The sequence below is a fragment of the Labrenzia sp. THAF191a genome (assembly GCF_009363335.1).
Lineage (GTDB): Bacteria > Pseudomonadota > Alphaproteobacteria > Rhizobiales > Stappiaceae > Roseibium > Roseibium algicola.
In genome coordinates this window covers 3242265-3265416 of sequence record NZ_CP045333.1, presented here as the reverse complement: position 1 = coordinate 3265416, position 23152 = coordinate 3242265, and the positions used below count along the sequence as shown (strand labels likewise).

The 23152-nt window shown below is 59.6% G+C and carries 17 protein-coding genes; 5 read left to right on the top strand and 12 right to left on the bottom strand.

Translation table 11 applies throughout. From position 1 onward, the window contains the following. Positions 1–6 precede the first annotated feature (6 nt). Positions 7–1431: an FAD-linked oxidase C-terminal domain-containing protein gene (locus FIV05_RS14930; RefSeq protein WP_152510098.1), complete on the bottom strand. Its 1425-nt coding sequence runs from the start codon at positions 1429–1431 to the stop codon at positions 7–9. 169 nt (positions 1432–1600) lie between these two features. Between FIV05_RS14930 and FIV05_RS14925 the strand changes: the two genes are divergently transcribed. Next, positions 1601–2053, top strand: a complete 453-nt coding sequence (locus FIV05_RS14925) for a thioesterase family protein (RefSeq protein ID WP_139314309.1) — start codon at positions 1601–1603, stop codon at positions 2051–2053. Positions 2054–2128: 75 nt separating this feature from the next. Here FIV05_RS14925 and FIV05_RS14920 read toward each other — a convergent pair whose 3' ends face one another. Then, positions 2129–3943: a chloride channel protein gene (locus tag FIV05_RS14920; RefSeq protein WP_152510097.1), complete on the bottom strand. Its 1815-nt coding sequence runs from the start codon at positions 3941–3943 to the stop codon at positions 2129–2131. A 262-nt stretch (positions 3944–4205) separates the two neighbouring features. Here FIV05_RS14920 and FIV05_RS14915 point away from each other — a divergent pair, with 262 nt between their 5' ends. Continuing rightward, positions 4206–5858 (top strand): chloride channel protein, encoded by a 1653-nt coding sequence (locus tag FIV05_RS14915; protein WP_152507600.1) that lies wholly within the window; start codon positions 4206–4208, stop codon positions 5856–5858. Positions 5859–5900: 42 nt separating this feature from the next. Here the strand turns inward: FIV05_RS14915 and FIV05_RS14910 are convergent, their stop codons facing one another. Then, entirely contained in the window at positions 5901–6935 is a 1035-nt protein-coding gene (locus tag FIV05_RS14910) for a phytanoyl-CoA dioxygenase family protein (protein ID WP_152510096.1), read from the bottom strand. A gap of 70 nt (positions 6936–7005) precedes the next feature. After that, the gene (locus tag FIV05_RS14905) at positions 7006–8820 is read right to left on the bottom strand and encodes an aminopeptidase P family protein (RefSeq protein WP_152510095.1); all 1815 of its coding nucleotides are present in this window, start codon (positions 8818–8820) and stop codon (positions 7006–7008) included. A 246-nt stretch (positions 8821–9066) separates the two neighbouring features. Between FIV05_RS14905 and FIV05_RS14900 the strand changes: the two genes are divergently transcribed. Continuing rightward, positions 9067–9270 carry a hypothetical protein gene (locus FIV05_RS14900; protein WP_051990144.1) on the top strand — a complete coding sequence of 68 codons (204 nt, stop codon included), beginning with the start codon at positions 9067–9069 and terminating at the stop codon, positions 9268–9270. Between the two features lie 214 nt (positions 9271–9484). Here the strand turns inward: FIV05_RS14900 and FIV05_RS14895 are convergent, their stop codons facing one another. Then, positions 9485–10375: a 50S ribosomal protein L11 methyltransferase gene (locus tag FIV05_RS14895; RefSeq protein WP_152510094.1), complete on the bottom strand. Its 891-nt coding sequence runs from the start codon at positions 10373–10375 to the stop codon at positions 9485–9487. A gap of 139 nt (positions 10376–10514) precedes the next feature. On the opposite strand from FIV05_RS14895, the gene FIV05_RS14890 reads away from it, so the two are divergent. After that, on the top strand, positions 10515–11081 hold the full coding sequence (locus FIV05_RS14890; protein ID WP_152510093.1) for a tetratricopeptide repeat protein: 567 nt from the start codon (positions 10515–10517) through the stop codon (positions 11079–11081). Positions 11082–11215: 134 nt separating this feature from the next. Here FIV05_RS14890 and FIV05_RS14885 read toward each other — a convergent pair whose 3' ends face one another. From FIV05_RS14885 to ligA, 3 genes are all read right to left on the bottom strand, one after another. Further along, positions 11216–13654 carry a UvrD-helicase domain-containing protein gene (locus tag FIV05_RS14885; protein ID WP_023000506.1) on the bottom strand — a complete coding sequence of 813 codons (2439 nt, stop codon included), beginning with the start codon at positions 13652–13654 and terminating at the stop codon, positions 11216–11218. Between the two features lie 390 nt (positions 13655–14044). Continuing rightward, positions 14045–14341, bottom strand: coding sequence for a GIY-YIG nuclease family protein (locus tag FIV05_RS14880; protein WP_152510092.1), 297 nt, complete (start codon positions 14339–14341; stop codon positions 14045–14047). A gap of 321 nt (positions 14342–14662) precedes the next feature. Further along, a complete protein-coding gene (gene ligA / locus FIV05_RS14875) occupies positions 14663–16816 on the bottom strand; it encodes an NAD-dependent DNA ligase LigA (protein ID WP_152510091.1) in 2154 nt (717 codons plus the stop codon). 148 nt (positions 16817–16964) lie between these two features. Here ligA and FIV05_RS14870 point away from each other — a divergent pair, with 148 nt between their 5' ends. Continuing rightward, entirely contained in the window at positions 16965–17198 is a 234-nt protein-coding gene (locus FIV05_RS14870) for a hypothetical protein (protein WP_023000503.1), read from the top strand. Positions 17199–17285: 87 nt separating this feature from the next. Here the strand turns inward: FIV05_RS14870 and recN are convergent, their stop codons facing one another. The 4 genes from recN to ftsZ all read right to left on the bottom strand — a co-directional run bounded on the left by recN (position 17286) and on the right by ftsZ (position 23133). Beyond that, positions 17286–18953 (bottom strand): DNA repair protein RecN, encoded by a 1668-nt coding sequence (gene recN / locus FIV05_RS14865; RefSeq protein WP_152510090.1) that lies wholly within the window; start codon positions 18951–18953, stop codon positions 17286–17288. 122 nt (positions 18954–19075) lie between these two features. Next, complete coding sequence (locus tag FIV05_RS14860; RefSeq protein ID WP_209009667.1) at positions 19076–19924, bottom strand: outer membrane protein assembly factor BamD; 849 nt, start codon at positions 19922–19924, stop codon at positions 19076–19078. 228 nt (positions 19925–20152) lie between these two features. After that, a complete protein-coding gene (lpxC, locus tag FIV05_RS14855; RefSeq protein WP_023000500.1) occupies positions 20153–21097 on the bottom strand; it encodes a UDP-3-O-acyl-N-acetylglucosamine deacetylase in 945 nt (314 codons plus the stop codon). A 257-nt stretch (positions 21098–21354) separates the two neighbouring features. Continuing rightward, complete coding sequence (ftsZ, locus tag FIV05_RS14850; RefSeq protein WP_152511940.1) at positions 21355–23133, bottom strand: cell division protein FtsZ; 1779 nt, start codon at positions 23131–23133, stop codon at positions 21355–21357. Between the last annotated feature and the right edge of the window lie 19 nt (positions 23134–23152).

Here is a 23152-nt window from a genome sequence, read left to right as displayed (position 1 = left end):
ACAATATCATGACTGCGGCAGGATCTTGCCGGGATTCATCAAATTGTGAGGATCGAGTGCCTGTTTGACAGCGCGCATCACGTCAAGCGCCTCGCCATGTTCCTTGGCCATGTATTTCTGCTTGCCCTGGCCGACACCGTGTTCGCCGGTGCAGGTGCCGCCCATGGCGATCGCCCTCAGTGCAAGCCGTCCGACAAAGTCTTCCGTCCGTTGCTTTTCTTCCGGATCGTCCAGGTTGACCAGGATCTGAACGTGGAAGTTACCGTCACCCACGTGCCCGACGATCGGCGCCAGGAAACCTTCGTTGCGGATATCCTCGGCCGTGGCGGCAACGCAGTCCGCAAGCCGCGAGATCGGCACGCACACGTCCGTCACCATGATGCTGGCTTCAGGCTTCAGCGACTTGCCAGCCCAATAGGCGTCATGGCGGGCTGCCCAAAGTTTCGTCCGGTCTTCGGCCGCTGTCGCCCACTTGAATGGCCCGCCGCCAAACTCCTCGGCAATCGCCGAAAAAGTTTCCGACTGCTCTTGCACGCCGGCTTCAGATCCGTGGAACTCAAGGAAAAGTGTCGGAGTTTCAGGCAGATCCAGCTTGGAATAGATGTTGCAGCCGCGCACCTGAACTTCATCCAGAAGCTCGATACGCGCTACAGGCAGACCCATCTGGATGGTGGTGATCACAGCGTTACAGGCGGACGCCACATCCGGGAACGGGCAGACGCCACCGGAAATCGCTTCCGGCTGACCGTTCAGGCGCAAGGTCAACTCGGTGATGATGCCGAGCGTGCCTTCCGAGCCGACAAAAAGCCGGGTCAGATCATAACCCGCCGAGGACTTCTTCGCCCGGCCACCCGTCTTGATGATCCGTCCGTCCGCGGTCACCACGGTGAGGCCGAGGACTGCGTCTTTCATCGTACCGTATCGCACAGCGTTGGTGCCCGATGCACGGGTGGCCGCCATGCCGCCGATGCTGGCATCCGCACCCGGGTCGATCGGAAAGAACAGGCCGGTGTCGCGAATAAAGCTGTTGAGCTGCTTGCGCGTTACCCCGGCCTCGACCCGGCAATCCAGATCCTGCGCGTTGACCTCCAGAACGTTGTTCATGCGGGACAGGTCTATGGAAACGCCGCCGAACGGTGCATTCACATGCCCTTCAAGCGAAGACCCCGTGCCGAATGCGATCACGGGAACCTTGAGAGCCGCGCAAATCTTGACGGCTTCGGCGACTTCCTCGGTCGTCTCCGCAAAGACAACGGCATCGGGCGGCTGATTCTTCAACCAGGTGGTGGTGTGGCCATGCTGTTCCCGCAGAGCCATGGACGTGGAACAACGGTCCTTGAACAGGCCCGTCAGTTTTTCGATGGCAGCGCCGATCGCGCCATTCTTTTCAAGGACTTGCGCTCCGTCGGACGCGGTTGCCAATTCCGGCATTCTCTTTCCTCCTGGGGCCGCGCTTTTGTCTGCGCGGTAAAAAACCGAATATGTTAGCCCCGGCCCGAAAGGTCAAAGCCTAATGGGCATTTCCCGCAAGGTTGGACACAATGGCGCAAGGAGGATTGTGAAGGTGACTTGGGACGCAAAGCCGGTGGAAAGCGAAATCATGACGGTCAAGGACGACTGGATCGATTACAACGGCCATCTGAACATGGCCTATTACAACGTCCTGTTCGATACGGCTGTCGATGAGGTCTTTCACCGTCTCGGCATGGGTCCCGACTATGTGAAGACCCGTGGCGGCTCGTTCTTCACCGCAGAGGTACATGTGTGCTACCTGCGCGAACTCAGCGCCGGCATGAAGGTGATCGCGACGCTTCAGCTTGTCGATTTCGACGCCAAGCGTGCGCATTTCTATCAGGAACTGCGCCACGCCGAGGAAGGCTGGCTATCGGCGACATCCGAACAACTGAGCCTTCATGTCGACATGAACGCCCGCAAGGTCGCTCCCTGGCCGGAGGACATTGCGGCCAACCTGACGGCCCTGTCGCAAGCTCATGCCAGTCTGCCGCGCCCGGAGCGGGCTGGACGCCATATCGAGATCCGCAAGAAGCCCTGAGCACCCAATCGACGCGAGAACAAAAGCCCGTGGAGCGGCAAACCACTCCACGGGCTGATATCAGACGCGATTGCCTCAGCCGTAGTGGTTGGAGACCACGACGCCGGCGATTTCCTTGGAATCGACCACCCCGACCACATCATCCGGGCGCGGAATACGGCCATCGCCCGACACGATGATCGCGCAACTGCGATTGCGGTTGTTCATGCGCGTGATCACCGAATTCATGATGTTGGTTGCCGGTGCGATCACGAAATCGTTTGAGAGGATCGCGCGCAGCGTTTGCCCAGCGAAGCGGTCGGCCTGGTACGGAATGGTGCCGAGGCGCACAAAGCCGGCAATCCGGGGCCCATCGGACGCGATGATGTGAGATCCGCCATCGGCACTCACGGCGGAAATCGCTTCCTGGACAGGCGTATCAAGCGGCAGGATCACGAAATTCTTTGCCATCACTTCCTTGATCGGCTGCACCAGATACATGTTGGTGTGCCGGTTGAGCGGGATCGGTTTGCCGCGATGGCGCAGCTTGACCGTGTAGATGTTGTCCTTGATCAGCCAGCGCCGGACACCGACCGCAATCGCGACCGCCAGAACCAGCGGCACGATGACGTTATAGTCTCGGGTCATCTCGAAGATCATCACGATGGCAGTCATCGATGCGCCGGTTGCACCGCCGACGAGCGCCCCCATGCCAACAAGCGCAAATTCCACCGCTGTGAAGCCACTGTCCGGGAACAGGTAGGAACACAGGACCCCGACCATTCCGCCAAGCGTCGCACCGATAAACAGCGACGGCGAGAAGACACCGCCGGAGGCCCCCGCACCAAGGCTGATCGACGTCGCGATGATTTTCGCGATGAAGAGAACAGCCAGCAGTATGAACGTGTAAGGGGTCGAATTCAGGATATCCTGGATCGTGGCATAGCCGACGCCCGCGGTGTGGTAATGCCCCGTGGTGAGCATCAGGACATAGCTTAGCGTGCCGATAATCAGCATGCCGATGATGTTCTGGGTGTAGTCATTGCCAGGGAGCTTGGGGAACAGGTCCTCGCACCAGGCGAGCGTGCGAATGAAGGCCCAGGAGGCAATGCCGGCCAGGACACCGAGCAGTGCATAGGCACCCAGCTGGATCGGCGCGATGGCTTCGATAGCCTCTTCCGCGGAGATCGGCACGATAAAGGCGGGGTCGAGACCAAAGGCAATCCGGCCGACGTATGTGGCTGTCGCCGTGGCAACGACCACGGGCAGGAATGTCCGGTTGCTGACCTCGGGCAACAGCATCTCGACAGCAAAGAGCACCCCGCCAAGCGGTGTGTTGAAGGTGGCGGCAATCCCCGCCCCTGCCCCGGCAGAAAGCAGCGTGATCTTTTGCCAGCGTGGCAGATGCAACGCCCGGGCGATCGTCGAACCGAAGGAGGCCCCGATCTGGATGATCGGCCCCTCGCGGCCGACCGAGGCACCGGTTCCGATGGAAATCGCCGAGGCAAAGGATTTCACCAGCGCCACCACGCCGCGAACATCGCCCTTCTTGTGGTAGACCGCGAACATCACCTCCGGCACGCCGTGCCCCTTGGCCTCCGGAGCGAAGGTCTTCACCAGAAACACCACGATCAAACCGCCGACGACGGGGACAAGAATGACCAGAGCGCCAAGCGGACTGGCATCGGCAAACTGGTTGGCGTCGTAAACGGTCGAAAACTTTCCATAGTAGAAAAGATTGTGAACGACCGAGATCAGATATCGGAAGAAAACCGCGCCAATGGCTGCGACGATCCCGATAAAGAACGCCACAAGACACAACATGGGCACAGAAAATACGCGTTCTTCGCGCGCGTCTGAGGGGCCGTCACCGGACAGTGACGGGGTATCGGACGGTTCAACAACGGACATGGCAGGCCAACACTTTTTGGCTGAGAGGGCTACTTCTGGCGATTTGCCGGAGCCCAAAACAGCCGGTCTAGGCGACCGGGATGGCGACATGGCCTGAAGGCTTCGACACCCCCTCCTTAAACCTGAACATATGAAAATCAAGGGACAAGCCGGATTTTTTCAATTTTGACGGTGAAGTGACGCGGTTCCTCCGTAAAATGGGGCCGTAATCCAGATTGGCTTTTAATCTCAGTTGAGTCACGCCGACCAAATGCCAGACCGATTGAACTTTCTTTATAGGCTCGCCCCTTCCATTCGCTCCGGCATCGCCGGGCTTCTCGCTGGCATCGGGTTCAACTTCAGGGAATTTCTGCGTCAGAAAAGCCATATCGTCTGGCTGCTGGCCCTTCTGATCGGCTCTTTCGTCTCCTGGGCGGCCATTATCTTCCGTGAAATCATCAGCCTGGTGCAGCTGCCCTGGCTTGGCACGGCGACAGAACGTGTCGTCAGCGCCGCCGCGACACTGCCGTGGTACATGATCGTTGCCGGACCCACCATTGGCGGATTGCTGGTTGGCCTGCTGCTTCAGTACATGCAACCGATGCAAAGAACGTTCAGCGTGGCGGACGTGATCGAGGCTCGTGTCAAAGGCGGACGCGGGCTGCCGTTCTGGCCGGGCATATCATCAGCCCTTATCACGGCGCTATCGCTCGGCTCCGGCGCCAGTGCCGGGCGTGAAGGCCCGGTCGTGCACCTGGGGGCAACCATCGGTGCATCGGTCGGGCGCCTGTTTCAGCTGCCGGATTCCGCGCATCGTATTCTGCTGGCCTGCGGCGTTGCCAGTGCGGTGTCCGCGTCTTTCAACGCACCTATCGCAGGCGTTCTGTTCGCACATGAGGTCATTCTCGGGCACTATGCGATGTCGGCCATTTCGCCCATCGCGATTGCCGCCGTTACGGGAACCGTATTCTCCCGGCTCTGGTTCGGCGACGTTGCCGCCTTCGTCATCCCGGGACACCAGATTACCTCCTATTGGGAATTTCCGGCCTTTGCGCTTCTGGGCCTGGTTTCCGCCCTCGTTGCAATCCTGTTCCAGTTTGCATTGATCGGAACGGATTGGGTTGCCCGCAACATTTCGATGCCGGTCTGGCTGCGACCCGTTATCGGCGGTTTCGCGGTCGGGCTCATTGCTCTGGTCTTTCCCGACGTGCTTGGCGTCGGCTACGAGACCACTGACGCTGCCCTCAAGGACCAGTTGCCCCTGGCGATGCTGTTCGCTCTGCTGTTTGCGAAAACAGCCGCGACCGCGATCACTCTGGCGTCCCGATTTGGCGGCGGCATCTTCTCGCCATCGCTCTATCTCGGCGCAATGACCGGAGGCGCCTTCGGGCTGATTGCCGCCTCCGTCTTTCCCGAACTGGCTTCAAGCGAGGGGCTTTACGCAATCCTGGGAATGGGGGCCGTTGCAGCAGCGGTTCTCGGCGCGCCCTTTTCAACAACCATGATCGTTTTCGAATTGACCGGCGGCTACACGCTCTCGATCGCCCTGCTGCTGACCGTGTCGATTGCAACGGGCCTGACACAGGCCGTTCATGGCAAATCCTATTTCCACTGGTTGCTTGGCCTGCGCGGCTATTTCGTGAATGACGGCATCCACCGCTTTCTGGGAGAAACGGTCAAGGTGAAGGATTTCATGGACCCTCCCCCGGCCAATGAGGAGGATTGCATTTTCCGACCCGGTCAGGACGGCAGTTACCTTCATGATACCGACTCGCTTGAAAGCGCACTGAAAAGCTTTGATTCCTGCGGAGAAGCCTCGCTTCCCGTCGTCAGCACCAAAGATGCAACCAGGATCGTCGGACAGGCGCGCCACGTAAAGGCGCTCAATCACTTCAACTCGGAGCTGATCAAGGCCAACGAGGAAGAGCACCACTAACGGACACCAGCAGGAATCCCGCCTGCAGGATTGTCCGCAAGGTCAGAATTTCGAAGGTTCCGTTACCAGGATCTTGCCCGCATAGCGATGCGATGCCTTGCCCTTCAGGCGGAATTGCAGATCCTTCTGGGCCATGTAGAACCGGGCCTGGCGCCCCCTGAGGCCTGGCAGATCGAACGGGTCAAGCCCCGCCCACGGCAGGAATGGATTTCGACGCAGCGAGCCATAAATGCCAACGCGAACCGACGGCCGCTTACTGGCGGCACGGGCATGAAAGCCGTGGGTATCGGCAACGACCAGCGTGTTGCCGGGAACCGCGAACCTCACCGGCTCGGGATATTTCAGCCGACCCAGTTCTTCCGGAGCAAGGCGGAAGGAACCGCGAGCATGCAGCGTGTTCTTGTCCCCACAGGCCGACAGGCTCTGTTCACGTTCCCATTCCAGCCGTTCCGGCGTCAGCCGGTGCGATCCGGGAATATACGTGAACGGTCCCTCGGCATCATCGATATCATAAAGGAAGAACCACGATTTCGCGGTCTGATGGAAAGTGTCGGAATGGAACGCCGTTTGCGGGTCGGCCTTCCGCTTGGTGTCCGGATTGGTCATGACAATATGCAGGTAGACCAGTGGATCACCATTGGTCGAACCGACATAACGCAGACCGTTCTGGAACGGCTTGCTCCAGACGAAGGCCTTCAGACGAGGCAAATCTGCAAGCACACTGGGCGGCAGGGGAACGAACCGCGTGACGGCATTACCCTGGCGCATGTCCCAGGCATCGAAGCGCGTTGTTTCGACTTCCTTGCGCAGCGCCGCCAGTTCATCTTCCGGCAGAAGGTTGCGTGTGGCGATAAATCCGTCTCTTGCATAAGCTGCGCGGTCAGCTTCCGGCAGCAGGTGCTCCAACCTGCGGCGGCGCGAATCCGCCATGGATTCCGCCAGCTTGATGCGCTTGGCGTGCAACCCGGCCTCGTTCAGCCGGCGGCTGCCAATCAGCGGGTTGTCCCGAAACGACTTGGCTCCGGTTGCCAGCTCGGCAGCGTAGAGCGGCATCTTGAGAACATCCGCGGCGCGCATTGAAAAACCTCAGCTCGATAAACAAGAATTCAAAATAGGAAGGCCGGTCGAAACCGGCCTCCAGGATCTTTTAGATCGCTTTTGTCGCCTGTTCCAGCCAGATCCGCTCTTTCGCGCCCACAAGCGGACCGATCTCGGCGCGGACCCTCTCATGATACCGGTTCAACCAGTCGCGCTCGGCAACCGTCAGCAGAGCAGGCTCAATCAACCGAAGATCCATGGGCACAAGCGTAATCGTTTCGAAGCCGAGCATCGGGCGTTCCCCACCCGGCAAATCACGCGCAGGCGTGACGACTTCCAGGTTTTCGATCCGGATGCCGTATTCGCCCGCCGGATAGTAGCCCGGCTCATTCGACAGGATCATGCCCGGTTTCAGCGGCACCGTGCCGGTTTTGGCAATACGTTGCGGTCCTTCGTGAACACTGAGGTAGGCACCGACGCCGTGACCGGTGCCATGGTCGAAATCAAGACCGGCCTTCCACAGATCGATCCGGGCAAGCGTATCGAGCTGCGCACCCGTGGTACCTTCCGGGAACTTTGCGGTCGAGATCGCAATATGTCCCTTCAGCACCAGCGTGTAGTGCTTCTTCATCTCCGCACTGACCTCTCCAACCGCAAGTGTGCGGGTGATGTCGGTGGTACCGTCTTCATACTGGGCACCCGAATCGATCAGGAACGGTTTGCCAACCGGGATCTTGAGATTGCTGGACCGGCTGACCCTGTAGTGGCAAATCGCCCCGTTCGGGCCTGCACCGGAAATCGTGTCGAAGGAAATATCCTTCAGAACACCGGTTTCCCGGCGGAACTCCTCAAGCTTTTCCGCAGCGCTGATCTCATCGAGATCGCCCCGGGGAGCGACTTCGTCAAACCAGCACAGAAAATTGACGAAAGCAGCTGCATCGCGGACATGTGCGGTGCGCGCGCCTTTCAGTTCCGTCTCGTTCTTGATCGCCTTCGGCAGCAGGATCGGGTCTTGCGCTTCCAGCAAGGTTCCACCTGCCCTGGTGATGGCGTCGGCGATGCCGATCCCCGCCAGGCCCGGATCAATCATCACCCTGGCACCAGCCTTGCCGAGACCCTCCAGCCCCGGTTTGAAATCAGCAGGTTCACTGAGGTCCGTCAGATCGGCGAGTGCATCGCGAACGGAATTGGACAACTTGCGGCCATCAATGAACAGGGACGGCTTGCCTTCTGCCGGAACCGTGGCAAAGGAGAGCGGCAACGGCGTATGGGTGACGTCGGACCCGCGGATGTTGAACAGCCAGGCAATCGAGTCGGGCTGCGTCAGCACGCAGGCATCCGCCTTCTTGTCTGCGAGGGCCGACTGGATTTCGGCAATCTTGTCCTTCGCACCGCGTCCGGCAAGCTCAACCGGATAGAGCGAAACCTGACCAAGTGGCGGCTCGGGACGGTCCTTCCAGACACTGTCGACCGGATTGTCGTTCAGCTTGACCAAAGTGGCGCCGGCCGACTCACAAATCTCCTCGAGACGACGAACCTCTCGCACCGTATGCAGCATGGCATCGATGCCCAGCTTCTGCCCCGGCTGCAGTCGTTCGGCCAGCCAGTCGGTCACGGGCTCATTGACAAGATGGCGCGCCGGAAAGACCGCCATGTCGACCTGGTCACGCACCTGAATGGTGTACCGGCCGTCGACGAAAATCGCGGCTTCTTCCCCCAGAACCCCAGCCATGCCGGCAGATCCCGTAAAGCCTGTCAGCCACTGGAGGCGGCAATCATGCGGCGGAACATATTCGCCCTGATGCGCATCGGCACGCGGCACGAGAAAGCCGTCGAGACCACGGCGGGAGAGTTCGGCTCTGAGAAGCGCCGCATGCGGCGCACCACAGGAAGGATCACTGAGATCGTCAAAGGTCTGGAACATGGCCGCAAGATAATTTCGCGACCCCATCCGATCAAGCTGGATAATTATTCCGCTTGAATTGGTTCAGCAGCATAATCTTCCCCGCATTTCGCACCGCAGCAAAATCTTTCGCATATGCGAAGAGCGCAAGGCTGGCATGCGTTTCGAGGCCTACCTGAGGTCCCGGCAAAAGCGCATATAGAGGTCACACAAGAAAAAGACGTTCTCCCTAGGGAAGCTCTTAACCTTCAAATGGGATTGATCACGATGACCATGAAAACGACCACTTCGACCCGCGCTGGCGGCAGCTTCATGCGCCGCGCTTTCGACCGCATGATTGAAGCCCGCTCCATCCAGGCACGCCGCTATGTCAACGGCTACCTGCTGTCACTTGACGACGCGACCCTGGCCTCCCACGGCTATGACCGCGCCCAGCTCGAGCGCGAAGGCACCTCTACCAGCGCGTTCTAAGGGGCTCAGGACGGTTTAAGTAAAGACCACTGTGCACAAGAAAAGACCCGCCGAAATTTTCGGCGGGTCTTTTTGTATCTGCAGTCAAAATTTTCCGGCACCAGAATAAAAGAAACGGCTCTCCCCTTCCCTCATCCCGCGGAGCCGAGCGTCGACAAGCGTCTTGCGGGCGAGGACATGATCATTGCTGCTTCCTGGCAGATTGCGGACGCAGTCAGGCCTGTTTACGTCCCCGCACAAGAGTAAGCGTCAACCAGCCGTCCTTTTCGCCGCGCCTGTCCAGAATGAAACCCTGACAGCCATAGGCGAACAGGATCCGGGGGCCGTCTTCCACCCTGAGGCCGGACAGCACGAGGGTTGCGGTCGGCGTCATGCGTTCACCGATGGACTTCGCCATCTTCATCAGCGGCCGCGCCAGGATGTTGGCGATCACCAGATCGAACGGACCAAAGAGACGAAAGCGGCGGTCTTCAATTCCGTTGGCGGTAAAGCCACGAACAAGATGCCCCGCACCGTTGAGCCGGGCGTTTTCCAGCGCCGTTTTCGTCGCAACAGGGTCGATATCGGTTGCAAGAACCAACTGGCGGGATTGAAGCGCAGCGGCGATTGCCAGCACGCCTGTTCCCGTTCCAAGATCGAGAATGCTGTCATACGCGCGCATGGACAAAAGCCTGTCGATTTCCTCCAGGCAACCCGCGGTCGTGCCATGGTGACCGGTTCCGAAGGCAAGCGCTGCTTCGATCTCGATGCCGATGGCACCACCTGGAACCTTGTCCCTGTCGTGGCTGCCGTGAACAACGAAACGACCGGCTTTTACCGGCTTCAGCCCTTCCAGGCTCTTCTCGACCCAATTGATATCCGGCAGTTCTTCTGCTTCCAGCGGCGCGGCAAATGCATCGGCGCCGACACGGTCGCGCACCGTCGCAGCCGCCTCTTCCGGCTCCTTGTCGAACAGAAGAATTTCAGCCGCCCACAGGCGTCCGTCCGGCGTTGCTTCGTAGATGGTCACCGGATTGCCGTCATCCTCAAACGCCCGTTCAAGGATCTCGGAGATCCGCTTGGCTTCCAGTTCTTCAGCCGTGATCCGTACCCGGATGGTTTTCATCGCCGCTCGCGCCTGTGGTTATTGGGGTCAAGGCGTGCGGTATAGCGGGAAGCGGCCAGTGATGCCAGCTTGAAACGGCCCCGTGACTGGGCAAACCGGGCCTCTGCCCCATTTCATTGGGAAATGCGAGGAACCACCCATGACTTGCCCCCGTTCGCGCCTAAACTGGCTGCAAGTGACCGGATATCTGGTTGCTGCGCTTCTTTGCCTCCAGCTTCTCACCCTCCCCGCTTTGGCGACGTCCGAGCAGGATCAACTGTTTGAAGCCTTGAAGAACGCTCCGAATGAAGAGGAGGCCAGCAAGATCGAGGATAGCATCTGGCACACCTGGCTGGATGCCGCCCCTACGCCGGAGATCCGGCAGAAGGTGGACGAGGCCATGCGTAAACGAGGGTCCTATGACTTTCAGGGTGCGAAGGATCTGCTCGACACGGTCGTGGAAGAAGCTCCGGATTACTCGGAAGGCTGGAACCAGCGTGCCTTCATCCTCTTCCTGCAGGGTAATTACGAAGCCAGCCTCGAAGATATCGAACGCGCCCTTGCCCTGGAACCACGGCACTTTGGCGCCTTGTCCGGCAAGGCAATCATCTTCATGACGCTCGGCAGAGTGCAATTGGGCCAGGAAGTGCTGCGCGAGGCCATCGGAATTCATCCCTTCCTGAAGGAACGCGACATGCTGATCAAACCGCAAGGTGTCGATCTCTAGAACGCCCCCAGGCTCAAAGTGTCTCAGGCTTTGGGGCCAACCCAAAAACACATCAGGCGCGAGACCATATTCCCGGTTTATTGGAGCGTAGTCGTCGGAAGCAGCTCACCGGACTGGTTTTTGCAACCAGCCGGTCAGTGCCGTTCGACGAAACTGTCGATGACCTTCTTCACCCCTGCCTTTTCAAAGTCGATGGTCAGCTTGTTTCCCTCGATCGACTTGATGGCGCCATAGCCGAACTTGATGTGGAACACGCGTTCACCCAGAGAGAATTGCGATGGCGTGTCACTGACGGATTTCGCCACCAGCTCCCCTTCGATGGTCAAGGGCCCCTGACGCTTTTGCCGCGCAGACTGATACCCACGGCCGCCGCCATCGGAAAATCCGCTGGAGGACTGCTTGGCACGCTGCGCACGTTGCCAGCCCGGCGTGGAGTAGCTGCCCTTGTCGAAGGGATCATGACTGTCGAACCGGGACGGTCCGTAGCCGCCACCGCCATAGCCGCCATAGCTGGACGAAGCTTCGGCAATCTCGACATGGTCCGGCGGCAGCTCATCCAGAAACCGTGAGGGAACGGTTGACTGCCAGAGACCGTGAATGCGCCGGTTGGAGGCGAAATAGAGTTTTGCGCGTTTCTTCGCCCGGGTGATGCCGACATAGGCCAGCCGGCGCTCTTCCTCCAGACCGGCGCGACCGGATTCATCCAGCGCGCGCTGGTGGGGAAACAGCCCCTCTTCCCAGCCTGGCAGGAAAACCGTGTCGAATTCCAGCCCCTTGGCCGAGTGCAGCGTCATGATGGAAACAGCGTCAGTCGCATCCGCGCTGTCCCGGTCCATGACGAGGGAAATGTGCTCCAGGAAACCGGCCATGGATTCAAATTCGTCCATCGACCGGATCAGTTCCTTCAGGTTGTCGAGCCGTCCCGGCGCTTCCGCCGACCGGTCCTGCCGCCACATCTCGGTGTAGCCGCTCTCATCGAGGATGATTTCCGCCAGTTCGGTGTGTTTCATCTGGTCGAGCTGACGCCGCCAGCGCTCGAAGTTGTCGAGCACGGACTTCAGCGCGTTGCGTGGCTTCGGCTTCAGTTCTTCGGTATCGATAAGCTGGCTTGCCGCCTGCATCAGCGGAATGCGCTCTGCCCGGGCAACGCCATGGACCAGTTTCAGCGTCGCATCGCCAAGACCGCGCTTGGGCGTGTTGACGATGCGCTCAAACGCCAGATCGTCCGCAGGCTGCGCGACACAGCGGAAGTAGGCCATGGCGTCGCGGATTTCCATGCGCTCATAAAAGCGCGGACCGCCGATGACCCTATAGTTAAGCCCCAACGTGACAAACCGGTCTTCGAACTCGCGCATCTGGAAGGATGCCCGCACCAGAACCGCCATTTCATTGAGCGAATGACCTCGCGACTGAAGTGTCTCGATCTCGTCGCCGATGGTACGCGCTTCTTCTTCGCTGTCCCAGACGGAGGCCACTGACACCAGGTCGTGGTCGGGTTCCTCGAAATCCGTGAAGAGCGTCTTGCCGAGCCGGCCTTCGTTGAAGGCAATCAGGTGGGATGCGGCAGCCAGGATATGGCTGGTTGAGCGGTAATTGCGCTCCAGGCGAATGACGACGGCGCCCTTGAAGTCATGTTCGAAGCGCAGGATGTTATCGACTTCCGCGCCGCGCCAGCCGTAGATCGACTGGTCATCATCACCGACACAGCAGACATTCGGGTTGCCCTGGGCCAGCAGCCGCAGCCACAGGTACTGCGCGATGTTGGTGTCCTGATATTCGTCCACCAGCATATAGCGGAAGCGGCGCTGATATTCCTTGAGGACATCCGGCTGGGTCTTGAACAGCGTGATGACATGCAAAAGCAGATCACCGAAATCGGCCGCGTTCAGGATCGACAGGCGCTCCTGATATTCCTCGTAGAGCTTTCGGCCCTTGCCGTTGGCAAACGCCCGCGCCTCGCCTTCCGGGATATCCTTCGGCCCCAGAGCCCGGTTTTTCCAACCATCCAGCATCCCGGCAAAGGCCTTGGCTGTCCAACGCTTGTCGTCCAGCCCTTCGGCCTGGATGATCTGCTTGATAAGGCGGATCTGATCGTCGGTGTCGAGGATCGAGAAGGACGATTTCAAGCCGACAAGTTCGGCATGCTTGCGCAGGATCTTCACACAGATGGAGTGGAACGTGCCGAGCCACGCCATGCCTTCCACATTGCCGCCGACAAACCCGGCAATGCGTTCCTTCATCTCGCGTGAAGCCTTGTTGGTGAAAGTGACCGCCAGAATTTCGGACGGCCGCGCCAAGCCTGTTGCCAGGATATGGGCGATGCGTGTTGTCAGCACGCGGGTCTTGCCCGTACCGGCACCAGCCAGCACCAGAACCGGCCCTTCGGTTGTTTCCACCGCCAGCCGCTGCTCCGGGTTCAGACCCGTCAGATAGTCCGGCGCCCGCCGTGCCGCCATCGCCCTGGCCGCGATCCCACCTTGCGGCCGCACGGGTGCAGGCGCGGACTCCGCCCGCGTGCCGATAGGCTGGAATGGATCGTCAAAGGAATCGTCGTACCCGTCCGGGTCGGTCATGGTTTACTGGTCCGGTTTCAAGCGCTTGTTTTGAGAACAATATAGCAACATACCGGCGCTGGCGAGGCAGGAATGACCGATTTGGTGGGGACAAGAAGCGGGCTTTTCTTATTTGAACCGGCAACTGCGTGAGGCCGCCTCCTTTGACAAAGCCGCGACAGATTTCAGGAACCCCGGAGGTTTGCGGTTCCAGCGAGCACAGGGGTTACTGGATCCCGGTCTTGCCGCTGCGCGTCAAACCGGGATGACGAGAAGCAAAGGCAAGTCATGAAGCCGCTTCCTTGTCATCCCCGCGCAGGCGGGGATCCAGTAAACAAGGGAGCCTGTTGCTTGACCAAGTGGCGGGAGAACAAGCCATGCGCAGCAAACGATGGAAGCGACACAAAAGTGTCAGGCCAGGTTTGGAAACTGGTCGTCCCAGTTTGGATTGCGTTCTTCGATCAAACGGATCTTCCAGGCACGATTCCAGCGTTTGAGCTGTTTTTCCCGCTTGATCGCCCACTCGATTTCCTCGTGAACTTCATAATACATCAAGCGATGCACGCCATATTTCGCGGTAAACTGGCTTCCGAGGCCTTCACGGTGCTGCGAAACCCTGCCCAACAGGTCATTCGTCACCCCGACATAGAGCGTGCCGCCCAGTCCGCTTGCAAGAATGTAGACATAGTATTGCTGATCGAGGTGCAACGTGGAGCCTTCGTTGAAATTCTTCCCGTATAAACGTTAGTCCTGCTGATATGACGCAGCCGATACCGGTTTCGGGAAACCCGGCGGTTAGTGGTTCCAGCGAGCACAGGGGGTACTGGATCCCGGTCTTGCCGCTGCGCGTCAAACCGGGATGACAATGGATGACGGTGTAGTGTGAAATAAAAACAGAGCCCACCTCCCCATTTTGTCATCCCCGCGCAGGCGGGGATCCAGTAAACGCAGGCACCGGTGGAGCAAAATGCCTCTGCCCCGGTCCTTTCGTCAAAAAAACCGGATGACAAAACACGAAGGAATACCCGCTCAGGCTCCCACGAGATCGAACCAGTCGTCCTCGGAGATGACCTCGATCTCCAGCTCCTGTGCCTTTTTCAGCTTTGAACCAGCACCAGGACCAGCCACCACGAGATCGGTCTTTTTCGAGACGGAACCGGCGGTCTTGGCACCAAAGCGTTCTGCCATGGCCTTGGCTTCGTCGCGGGTCATTCGTTCCAGCGAGCCGGTGAAAACCACTGTCTTGCCTGCGACCGGCGAGCCGGAGGCGTTGATCTTTTCCGCGTCCTTGGGTGACACCTCGACCAGAAGCGCATCGAGCTGGTCGAGATTGTGTTGCTCGGCAAAGAACTCCGCCAGCGCCTCGGCAACGATATGGCCGATGCCGTCGATGTCATTGAGCTCTGTCCAGGCTTCACCCGCCGTGTCATGCGCCGCCTTCATGGCAGCATAGAACGCCGCCCAGGAGCCATAGGCACGTGCCAGAAGCTTGGCGTTGCCCTCGCCCACATGGCGGATGCCAAGGGCGAAGATGAAGCGATGAAGGTCAATCTCTCGTCGCGCGTTGATTGCCTCGAAAAGGTTCTTCGCCGAAACGGCACCCCAGCCTTCCCGGTTGCGCAACTTGGTGAGAGAGCGCTTGTCCCGCTCCTCCAGCGTGAAGATGTCCGCCGGTGCCATCACAAGGCCTTCCTTGTAGAAGGCGTCGACCTGCTTGTCGCCGAAGCCTTCGATGTCGAAGGCATTGCGCGAGACGAAATGCTTGAGCTTTTCCGTTGCCTGGGCCGGGCAAATCAGACCGCCGGTGCAGCGGCGCACCGCATCGCGGCGCCCGGTTTTTTCCTTTTCCTCGCGCACCGCGTGGCTACCGCAGGCGGGGCAGATCGTCGGAAACTCGAAGGCTTCCGCCCCATCGGGGCGTTTGTCCAGATCGATATCGACAATCTGCGGAATGACGTCGCCGGCACGCTGGATCTTCACCGTGTCACCGATGCGAAGATCCTTGCCGCCGCGGATCGTCTCTCCGTCCTGGCCGATACCCTTGATATAGTCTTCGTTGTGGAGGGTCGCGTTTGAAACGACGACACCGCCCACCGTGATCGGCTCCAGCTTGGCAACCGGCGTCAGGGCACCTGTTCGGCCAACCTGGATCTCGATGTCGTTGAGGATGGTGTAGGCCTGTTCGGCCGGGAACTTGTGCGCGATCGCCCACCGGGGAGACCGCGAGACAAAGCCGAGGCGCTCCTGAAGGTCCAGCCGGTCGACCTTGTAGACCACACCATCGATATCATAATCGAGCTGGGCGCGGCTTTCCTCGATGCCGTGATAGACCCCGAGAAGCTCTTCCACGGTTTTACAGCGTTTCATCAGCGGATTGACCTGAAAGCCCCAGGCTTCCAGCTGCTTGACCATGCCGAACTGGGTGTCTTCCGGCAGCTCGCTCATCTCGCCCCAGGCATAAGCGAAGAACCGCAGCGGGCGGGATGCCGTGATTTCGGATTTCAGCTGGCGCAATGAGCCGGCCGCAGCATTGCGCGGGTTCGCGAAAACCTTGCCGCCATTGGCTGCCATGCGCTCGTTCAGCGCCTGAAAATCCTTGTGCGCCATATAGACTTCGCCGCGCACTTCAACGACGCCCGGCACCGTGCCGGACAGCTTTTCCGGAATATCCTTGATCGTCTTCGCGTTCTCGGTGACGTTTTCACCTGTGGTGCCGTCACCTCGCGTTGCGGCGTAAACCAGAGTGCCGTTTTCATACCGAAGAGACAGCGACAGACCGTCGATCTTCGGCTCCGCAGTAACCGCCAGAACCCCCATCAGCGGATCGAACTTCAGAAACCGGCGCACGCGGCCGACGAAGTCCCGGACGTCGTCATCGTTGAAGGCATTGTCCAGCGACAGCATCGGCACCCGGTGAGTAATCTTGCCGAAACCGGACGCCGGGGCCGCCCCTACCTGGGCAGAGGGACCATCTTCAAGAATGAGATTGGGAAACCGGGCCTCGATGGACGCGTTCCGCCGGCGCAGGGCGTCATAGTCCGCATCCGAGATCACCGGGGCATCTTCCTGGTGATATCGGCGGTCGTGCTCGGCGATTTCCGCCGCCAGCCGTTTCAGCTCGACCTGTGCTTCCTCCTGCGTCAGGGCATCGATGTCGGTTTGGGCGAAGGAAGTGTCAGTCATGATGTCTTCACGAAATGTGTCAGCGGGACAGGCCGAGTTGATGACCGGATTAATTCGGATACCGGAACCGAATGGCGGGCTCAAGCGTTGATAGCACATCGAACCGGCAAAACTCGATGCTGGTCAATGTTGGAATGAGGAGACACGAATGGCTTATCAGGACCGTGAAACGCATTATGTCGAGAAGACGAACGGCAACAGCGCTGGCTGGTTTATGGCCGGAGCGCTTGTCGTCGCGCTGATCGCAGGCGGCCTGCTCTATGCCAATGGCTTTTTCACGAACGACGAAGAGCTGAGCATCGAGCTGAATGTCCCCAACCTGGGAGAAGGTGAACTGAAGCTGCCTGACATGAAGGAAGCACCGCTCGTCAAGGAGCCGTAAGACCATTTCTCATTTGAAAACTGCACCACAGGGCGGGAGCTTCGGCTAACCCGCCCTTTTTTTGTCCACCGCTCCGGAGCCTGTTTCCTATTCCGCAGCCGTCAGCAGCCTGCGCGCTGCGGCACGGGCTTCTTCCGTGATAACGCTGCCGGCGAGCATCCGGGCGATTTCCTCGCTGCGGTGGTCTTCATCAATACGCTGAACGCGCGTTGCCACCCGGTCCTTCTTGGTCGCTTCCTTGGCGATCAGGAAATGCCCTGCAGCGCGAGCTGCCACCTGCGGGGCGTGGGTAACCGTCAGAACCTGAACGCTGCCGGCAAGTCGTGCCAGACGCAGACCAATCGCCTCCGCCACTGCACCGCCCACCCCTGTGTCGATCTCGTCAAAAACCAGCGTCGGGGCAGAGCCCTTGTCGGCGAGAGACACCTTCAGGGCCAAGAGGAAACGGGAAAGCTCGCCACCGGACGCGACCTTCATCATCGGCCCCGGCTTCGTGCCTGGGTTCGTCTGGACATGGAACTCCAGTTGATCGATGCCCGAACGGCTGCGGCTTTCCGGATTGCTTTCCACTTCGACGATGAATTTTGCCCGCTCCAGCTTGAGGTCGGGCAACTCCATTTCAACAGCCTTTTCCAGTGCCTTGGCTGTCTTTCGCCGCTTGTCCGAGAGGCTGGCTGCCTTCTTGTCGTATTCGGCACGGGCCTTTCCAGCAGCACTCACCAGCGCCGCCAACTTGTCTTCACCCGCATCGAGATCGGCCAGATCGCCGCTCATGCGAGCACACAGGGCGGACAGTTCGTCAACCGGCACCGAGAACTTGCGGGAGGCAGCACGAAGCGCAAACAGCCGCTCTTCGACAGCTTCCAGTTCGCGTGGATCATATTCGGTCTCACGCAGCGCGCTTTCCAGTCCGCCGCGCGTTTCTTCCAGAAGATCCATCGCCTCGGCAAGTGTGCGGACGGGCTGGCCTAGAAGATTGGGCACCTGGTCGGCCTTGCGTTCCAGACGTCGCAGCAAGCTGGCCAGTTCCGGGATAGGCGACGCAGTGCCGTTCAAGGTTTCAAAGGCTTCGTTCAGATCACCGGCAATCTTCTCGACCGCCATCATGTCCGTCCGCCGGGCCGCCAGTTGCTCCTCTTCGCCGGTTTCCGGCTTGAGGGCTGACAGTTCATCGACGGCAGCACGCAGGAAATCAGCCTCGTTGCGCGCGGCTTCTATACGTTTCTCGTGATCTGTCACTGCCTTGTCGGCAGCGCGATAGGTGGCAAAGGCCTGTGCTACGGCCTCGGCTTCGGCCGTCAGCCCTCCGAAAACATCAATGAGGGCCCGGTGGCTTTCCGGGTCAACCAGCGCGCGGTCGTCGTGCTGTCCGTGGATTTCCACCAGCAGCGCGCCCGCCTGGCGCAGCAGTCCTGCACTGACGGGTTGATCGTTGACGAAGGCCCGGGTGCGGCCGTCGGAGGTCTGGATACGGCGCAGGATGATGTCGCCATCGTCATCGACATCGTTCTCGCGCAGGAACATGCGAACGGGATGATCCGCCGCCACATCAAAGACGGCCGTCACCTGCCCTTGCGCCTCGCCATGACGCACGAGATCGGCATCACCACGCGCGCCGAGTGCCAGCGACAAGGAGTCGAGAAGGATGGATTTGCCCGCACCGGTTTCGCCGGTGAGAACCGACATGCCGGCGGCAAATTCGAGGTCAAGACGGTCGATCAGAACGATGTCACGGATAGACAGCGCGACCAGCATGAAGGGATGCTCCTTAAAGTTCGGCCCACCATATAGGAGGACCGAAGCGTCTTGAAAGAGCCTGTTTGGGCCTTTTCAACCTCATTTGCGAGGCTGAAGCCATTTCGGGATTAAACCAGGCGTCAGATGCTCTTGAAGGCGCGGCTGATCCAGCTGCCGCTGTCTTCGGAAGGCTCGTACCCACCCTTGTTGAGCAGCGAATAGGCATCCTTGTACCACTGGCTGTCCGGGTAGTTGTGCCCGAGCACGGCTGCGGCCGTCTGCGCTTCGTTGACGACACCGAGTGCGTAGTAGGCTTCGGTCAGGCGGAACAAAGCTTCTTCCACATGCCGCGTGGTCTGGTAATCGACGACAACCGTCTTGAAGCGGTTGATCCCCGCGATGTAGTTGCGCTTCTTCAGGTAGAAGCGACCGACCTGCATTTCCTTGCCGCCAAGCTGGTCATGCACGATGCGCAGCTTGCTTTCGGCATCCGGCACATATTCCGATTCCGGGAAGCGCTGGATCAGCTCGTTGAACGCACCGGCAGCCTTCCGGGTCACGGCCTGGTCGCGGGTAATGTCCGGCATCTGGCGGAAATAGGCCTGACCGGCGAGATACAGCATGTAGGCTGAATCCTCGTCCCCCGGATAGAGCGTCACGAACCGCTTCGCCGCAGTTACGGTTTCCGTGTACTTGCCGCGCGAGTAGTTCAGGAACGCCAGGTTCACGAGCGACTTCTTGGAGTATTCAGAATAGGGATAGAGCTTGTCGAGCTCTTCGAATTTCTGGGTCGAATCGCGCAGTTTGCCTTGCGCGCGCAGGGACAGGCCTTCGTTGAACAGAACTTCCGGCGGCGTATCGTTGAGTGCCAACTCATCGAGATCGTCCTTGCCACCGCATGCGGCAAGCGCAAGCGGTACAGCCAGAACGGCCAATCTCAGGAAGGTTTTCATGTGTTTGGCTCTGCTCACTTCAGAACCAGTATCCATTCCGTTCACGCCTATACTCCCGGACCTTTCCGGCCCCTAAGGCCCATGTCATGCGGCCTTGCAAATTTATCGACAGGAGTGTTTAGCGGAAATCACCGGTCCCCGTCACGTCCTCATCGGCCATCTGACGGTTTTTTTGAGCAATTTTATGGCAACCGGTCCAAATAGGTTCCGAATTCCGCCGAAAAGAAAACGGCCGCTTCATCAAAGCGGCCGATCAAAATTATATCAGGAGACGTCAGGCCCGAAAGCAGCTGCGGCTGCGATACCGCCCTTGTCGACCTGGCCGACCTTGCGGAATGCAGGCGACTCGACGATTTCGAACGCGCTCGGATCTTCAAACAGCTTGACCAGGATCGCGTGGTTCATCTTGTGCCCGCCCTTGTAGGAGCGGTAGAGACCCAGGATCGGCAGACCGGCAAGAGCCAGGTCGCCAACCGCGTCCAGCGCCTTGTGACGTGCAAACTCGTCCGGCCAGCGGGTGCCTTCCGGATTGAGAACCTTGTCCTCGGCAATCGCCACGGAATTTTCCAGCGACGATCCCAGGGCAAAGCCCATCTTCCAAAGCTGCTCGACATCCTTCACGTAGCCGAAGGTGCGCGCACGGGAAAGCTCGTCACGGAACACGTCCGGGGTGATGTCGGAAGAGAACTGCTGGCGACCGATCAGCGGCGTGTCGAAGTCGATGGTGATATCGAACTTGGTGCCGTTGTAGGGGTGCAGCTCGCACCATGCCGTGCCGTTGTCGACACGAACGGTCTTCTTCACCTTCAGGTACCGGCGTCCCCGGTCCAGGCGTTTCAGGCCGATCTGCTCGATTGCTTCGACAAACGCAACGCTGCTGCCGTCCATGACCGGCATTTCCGGACCGTCGATTTCCACGATCAGGTTGTCGACACCCATGCCGAAAAGAGCAGCCATGAGATGCTCAACGGTCGCGACGCCTTCACTGGAAGGATCGCCGAGAACGGTGCAAAGTGCTGTTGCGGATACCTTGTTCCAGAGTGCCGGAACTTCGGTGGAGTTTTCCTGGTCGGTGCGGGTGAACACAATCCCCACACCAGCTTCGGCCGGTACGAGAGTGATCGACGCGGGTTTGCCCGAATGAACGCCAATCCCGGTCAGGGTCACCTGATCGGCTAGCGTCGTCTGTCGGTCAACATATGCGGTCATAAAACCCTGCCCTTCCGGTTTGCGGCGGAAACAAGCCCTCTATTTGCCCTTAAAGGGTTACGGACTTTTAACGATCCCGCGTTGGCTGGGAACATAGTCCCGAACCCCAATTGGGCGAAATAAAGCTTTATTACGATTTGTAACGATTCACAGGCTTTCAAATCACTGAATTAAAACGGGAATTTGTTCCGTTACGGAAACAGCCCGGAGCGTGAACTCCGGGCTGTAACGATCAGGGAAGATGATCGGGTCTCGAATCAGTTGGCCTGGCGGCGAAGAAACGCCGGAATTTCCAACTGTTCGTCTTCTGTTGCAGTTACCGGCTTCGGCGTTGCCCGCCCGGTGTTGTCCAGCTGGCCGGCAGCACCATGGGCTGCGGGACGTTGCTGAGGAGCACGCGGAGCGGCCTGCTGAGCCGGCTGCATCTGCGGAGCAGGACGGGCAACCGGTGCGGCAGCCATGTCATGTTCCTGATCTTCTTCGTGATGGCGGCCAAGGCCGCTTGCAAGGCGACGCAGCAGCCCCATCGGGCGGCGGTCGTCTTCGACGTGCTCTTCATAGCTCGGTGCCGGAGCAGGCTGCTGAGGACGCTGCTGGGCAACGGCCTGCTGAGGCTGGGCTACATTTGCAGTCTGCTGCTTTGCCTGGATTTCACGCTGAGCGATCGGCGGGAAATCCTCCACCCGCGGCATGCGCGGTGCAGGGTTATGCTCGGCGGCAACCGGCGGAATGTAAGGCTGGCTGACCGGCATGTCTTCTGCAACAGGTGCCCGGGCTTCGTCTTCGATGTCGAGCATCTGCGGCTTGGCTGCAAGCGAACCTGCTGCCGGCTGCACCTTCTTGATCTCGACTGCCGGATCGCTTGCAACGGCGACCGGCTGCGGATCCGGAATGGCAAGTTCCCGTTCCAGATTGGCAACGGCCTTCGCAGCGGCGTTTTCGGCGTGAGCCTTTTCAGCCAGAGCGGCCGGGCGCTGAGTGTTGATTTCCGGCGTCCGGCTTGCTGCCGGAGCTTCCGCCTTCACAGGCTGAGATGCTGTTCCGGGAAACGTGTTGGCCGCAAGGCCTTCCTCCCTGTCAATGCCGGTTGCAACGACGGACACGCGGATGAGACCATCCAGCGTCTCGTCGAAGGTCGCGCCCAGAATGATGTTGGCGTCGGCGTCAACTTCCTCACGGATGCGGGTTGCCGCTTCATCCACTTCGAACAGCGTCAGATCGTTGCCGCCCGTAATGGAGATGAGCAGGCCTCTTGCGCCCTTCATCGAGGATTCGTCGAGCAGCGGGTTGGCAATGGCAGCTTCCGCCGCCTGCTGTGCACGCTTTTCACCGCTGGCTTCACCGGTGCCCATCATGGCCTTGCCCATGCCGCGCATCACGGAGCGAACGTCGGCGAAGTCGAGGTTGATGAGACCTTCCTTCACCATCAGGTCGGTGATGCAGGCAACGCCCGAGTAGAGCACCTGGTCGGCCATCGCGAATGCGTCGGCGAAGGTGGTCTGGGCATTGGCAATCCGGAACAGGTTCTGGTTCGGAATGACGATCAGTGTGTCGACACTCCGCTGCAGTTCCTCGATACCGGAATCGGCGATCCGCATACGGCGAGCGCCTTCGAACTGGAACGGTTTGGTCACCACACCTACCGTCAGTATACCCTGCTCGCGTGCCGCCCGTGCGATAACGGGTGCGGCACCGGTGCCGGTTCCACCGCCCATGCCGGCGGTGATGAACACCATGTGCGATCCGGACAGGTGATCGTTGATTTCGTCGATCACTTCCTCGGCAGCCGCGCAGCCGACTTCCGGCTGGGAGCCTGCACCAAGACCTTCAGTCACGGCCACGCCCATCTGGACGAGCCTGTCTGAATGGTTCATGGCCAGTGCCTGGGCATCCGTGTTGGCAACGACGAAGTCGCAGCCCTGGAGACCTGCAGTGATCATGTTATTGACGGCGTTTCCGCCCGCGCCGCCGACGCCGAAGACCGTAATGCGTGGCTTCAGCTCCTGAATGTCGGGCATCTTCAGGTTGATGGTCATATTATCCTCGCGACCCACT

Coding starts and splice junctions, on each gene's coding strand:
- FIV05_RS14890 (WP_152510093.1), top strand. CDS start 10,515: ATGACTTGCCCCCGTTCGCGCCTAAACTGGCTGCAAGTGACCGGATAT.
- lpxC (WP_023000500.1), bottom strand. CDS start 21,097: ATGACCGCATATGTTGACCGACAGACGACGCTAGCCGATCAGGTGACC.
- ligA (WP_152510091.1), bottom strand. CDS start 16,816: ATGACTGACACTTCCTTCGCCCAAACCGACATCGATGCCCTGACGCAG.
- FIV05_RS14910 (WP_152510096.1), bottom strand. CDS start 6,935: ATGCGCGCCGCGGATGTTCTCAAGATGCCGCTCTACGCTGCCGAGCTG.
- FIV05_RS14870 (WP_023000503.1), top strand. CDS start 16,965: ATGGCTTATCAGGACCGTGAAACGCATTATGTCGAGAAGACGAACGGC.
- FIV05_RS14860 (WP_209009667.1), bottom strand. CDS start 19,924: ATGGATACTGGTTCTGAAGTGAGCAGAGCCAAACACATGAAAACCTTC.
- FIV05_RS14895 (WP_152510094.1), bottom strand. CDS start 10,375: ATGAAAACCATCCGGGTACGGATCACGGCTGAAGAACTGGAAGCCAAG.
- FIV05_RS14930 (WP_152510098.1), bottom strand. CDS start 1,431: ATGCCGGAATTGGCAACCGCGTCCGACGGAGCGCAAGTCCTTGAAAAG.
- FIV05_RS14920 (WP_152510097.1), bottom strand. CDS start 3,943: ATGTCCGTTGTTGAACCGTCCGATACCCCGTCACTGTCCGGTGACGGC.
- FIV05_RS14900 (WP_051990144.1), top strand. CDS start 9,067: ATGACCATGAAAACGACCACTTCGACCCGCGCTGGCGGCAGCTTCATG.
- FIV05_RS14925 (WP_139314309.1), top strand. CDS start 1,601: ATGACGGTCAAGGACGACTGGATCGATTACAACGGCCATCTGAACATG.
- FIV05_RS14885 (WP_023000506.1), bottom strand. CDS start 13,654: ATGACCGACCCGGACGGGTACGACGATTCCTTTGACGATCCATTCCAG.
- FIV05_RS14905 (WP_152510095.1), bottom strand. CDS start 8,820: ATGTTCCAGACCTTTGACGATCTCAGTGATCCTTCCTGTGGTGCGCCG.
- ftsZ (WP_152511940.1), bottom strand. CDS start 23,133: ATGACCATCAACCTGAAGATGCCCGACATTCAGGAGCTGAAGCCACGC.
- recN (WP_152510090.1), bottom strand. CDS start 18,953: ATGCTGGTCGCGCTGTCTATCCGTGACATCGTTCTGATCGACCGTCTT.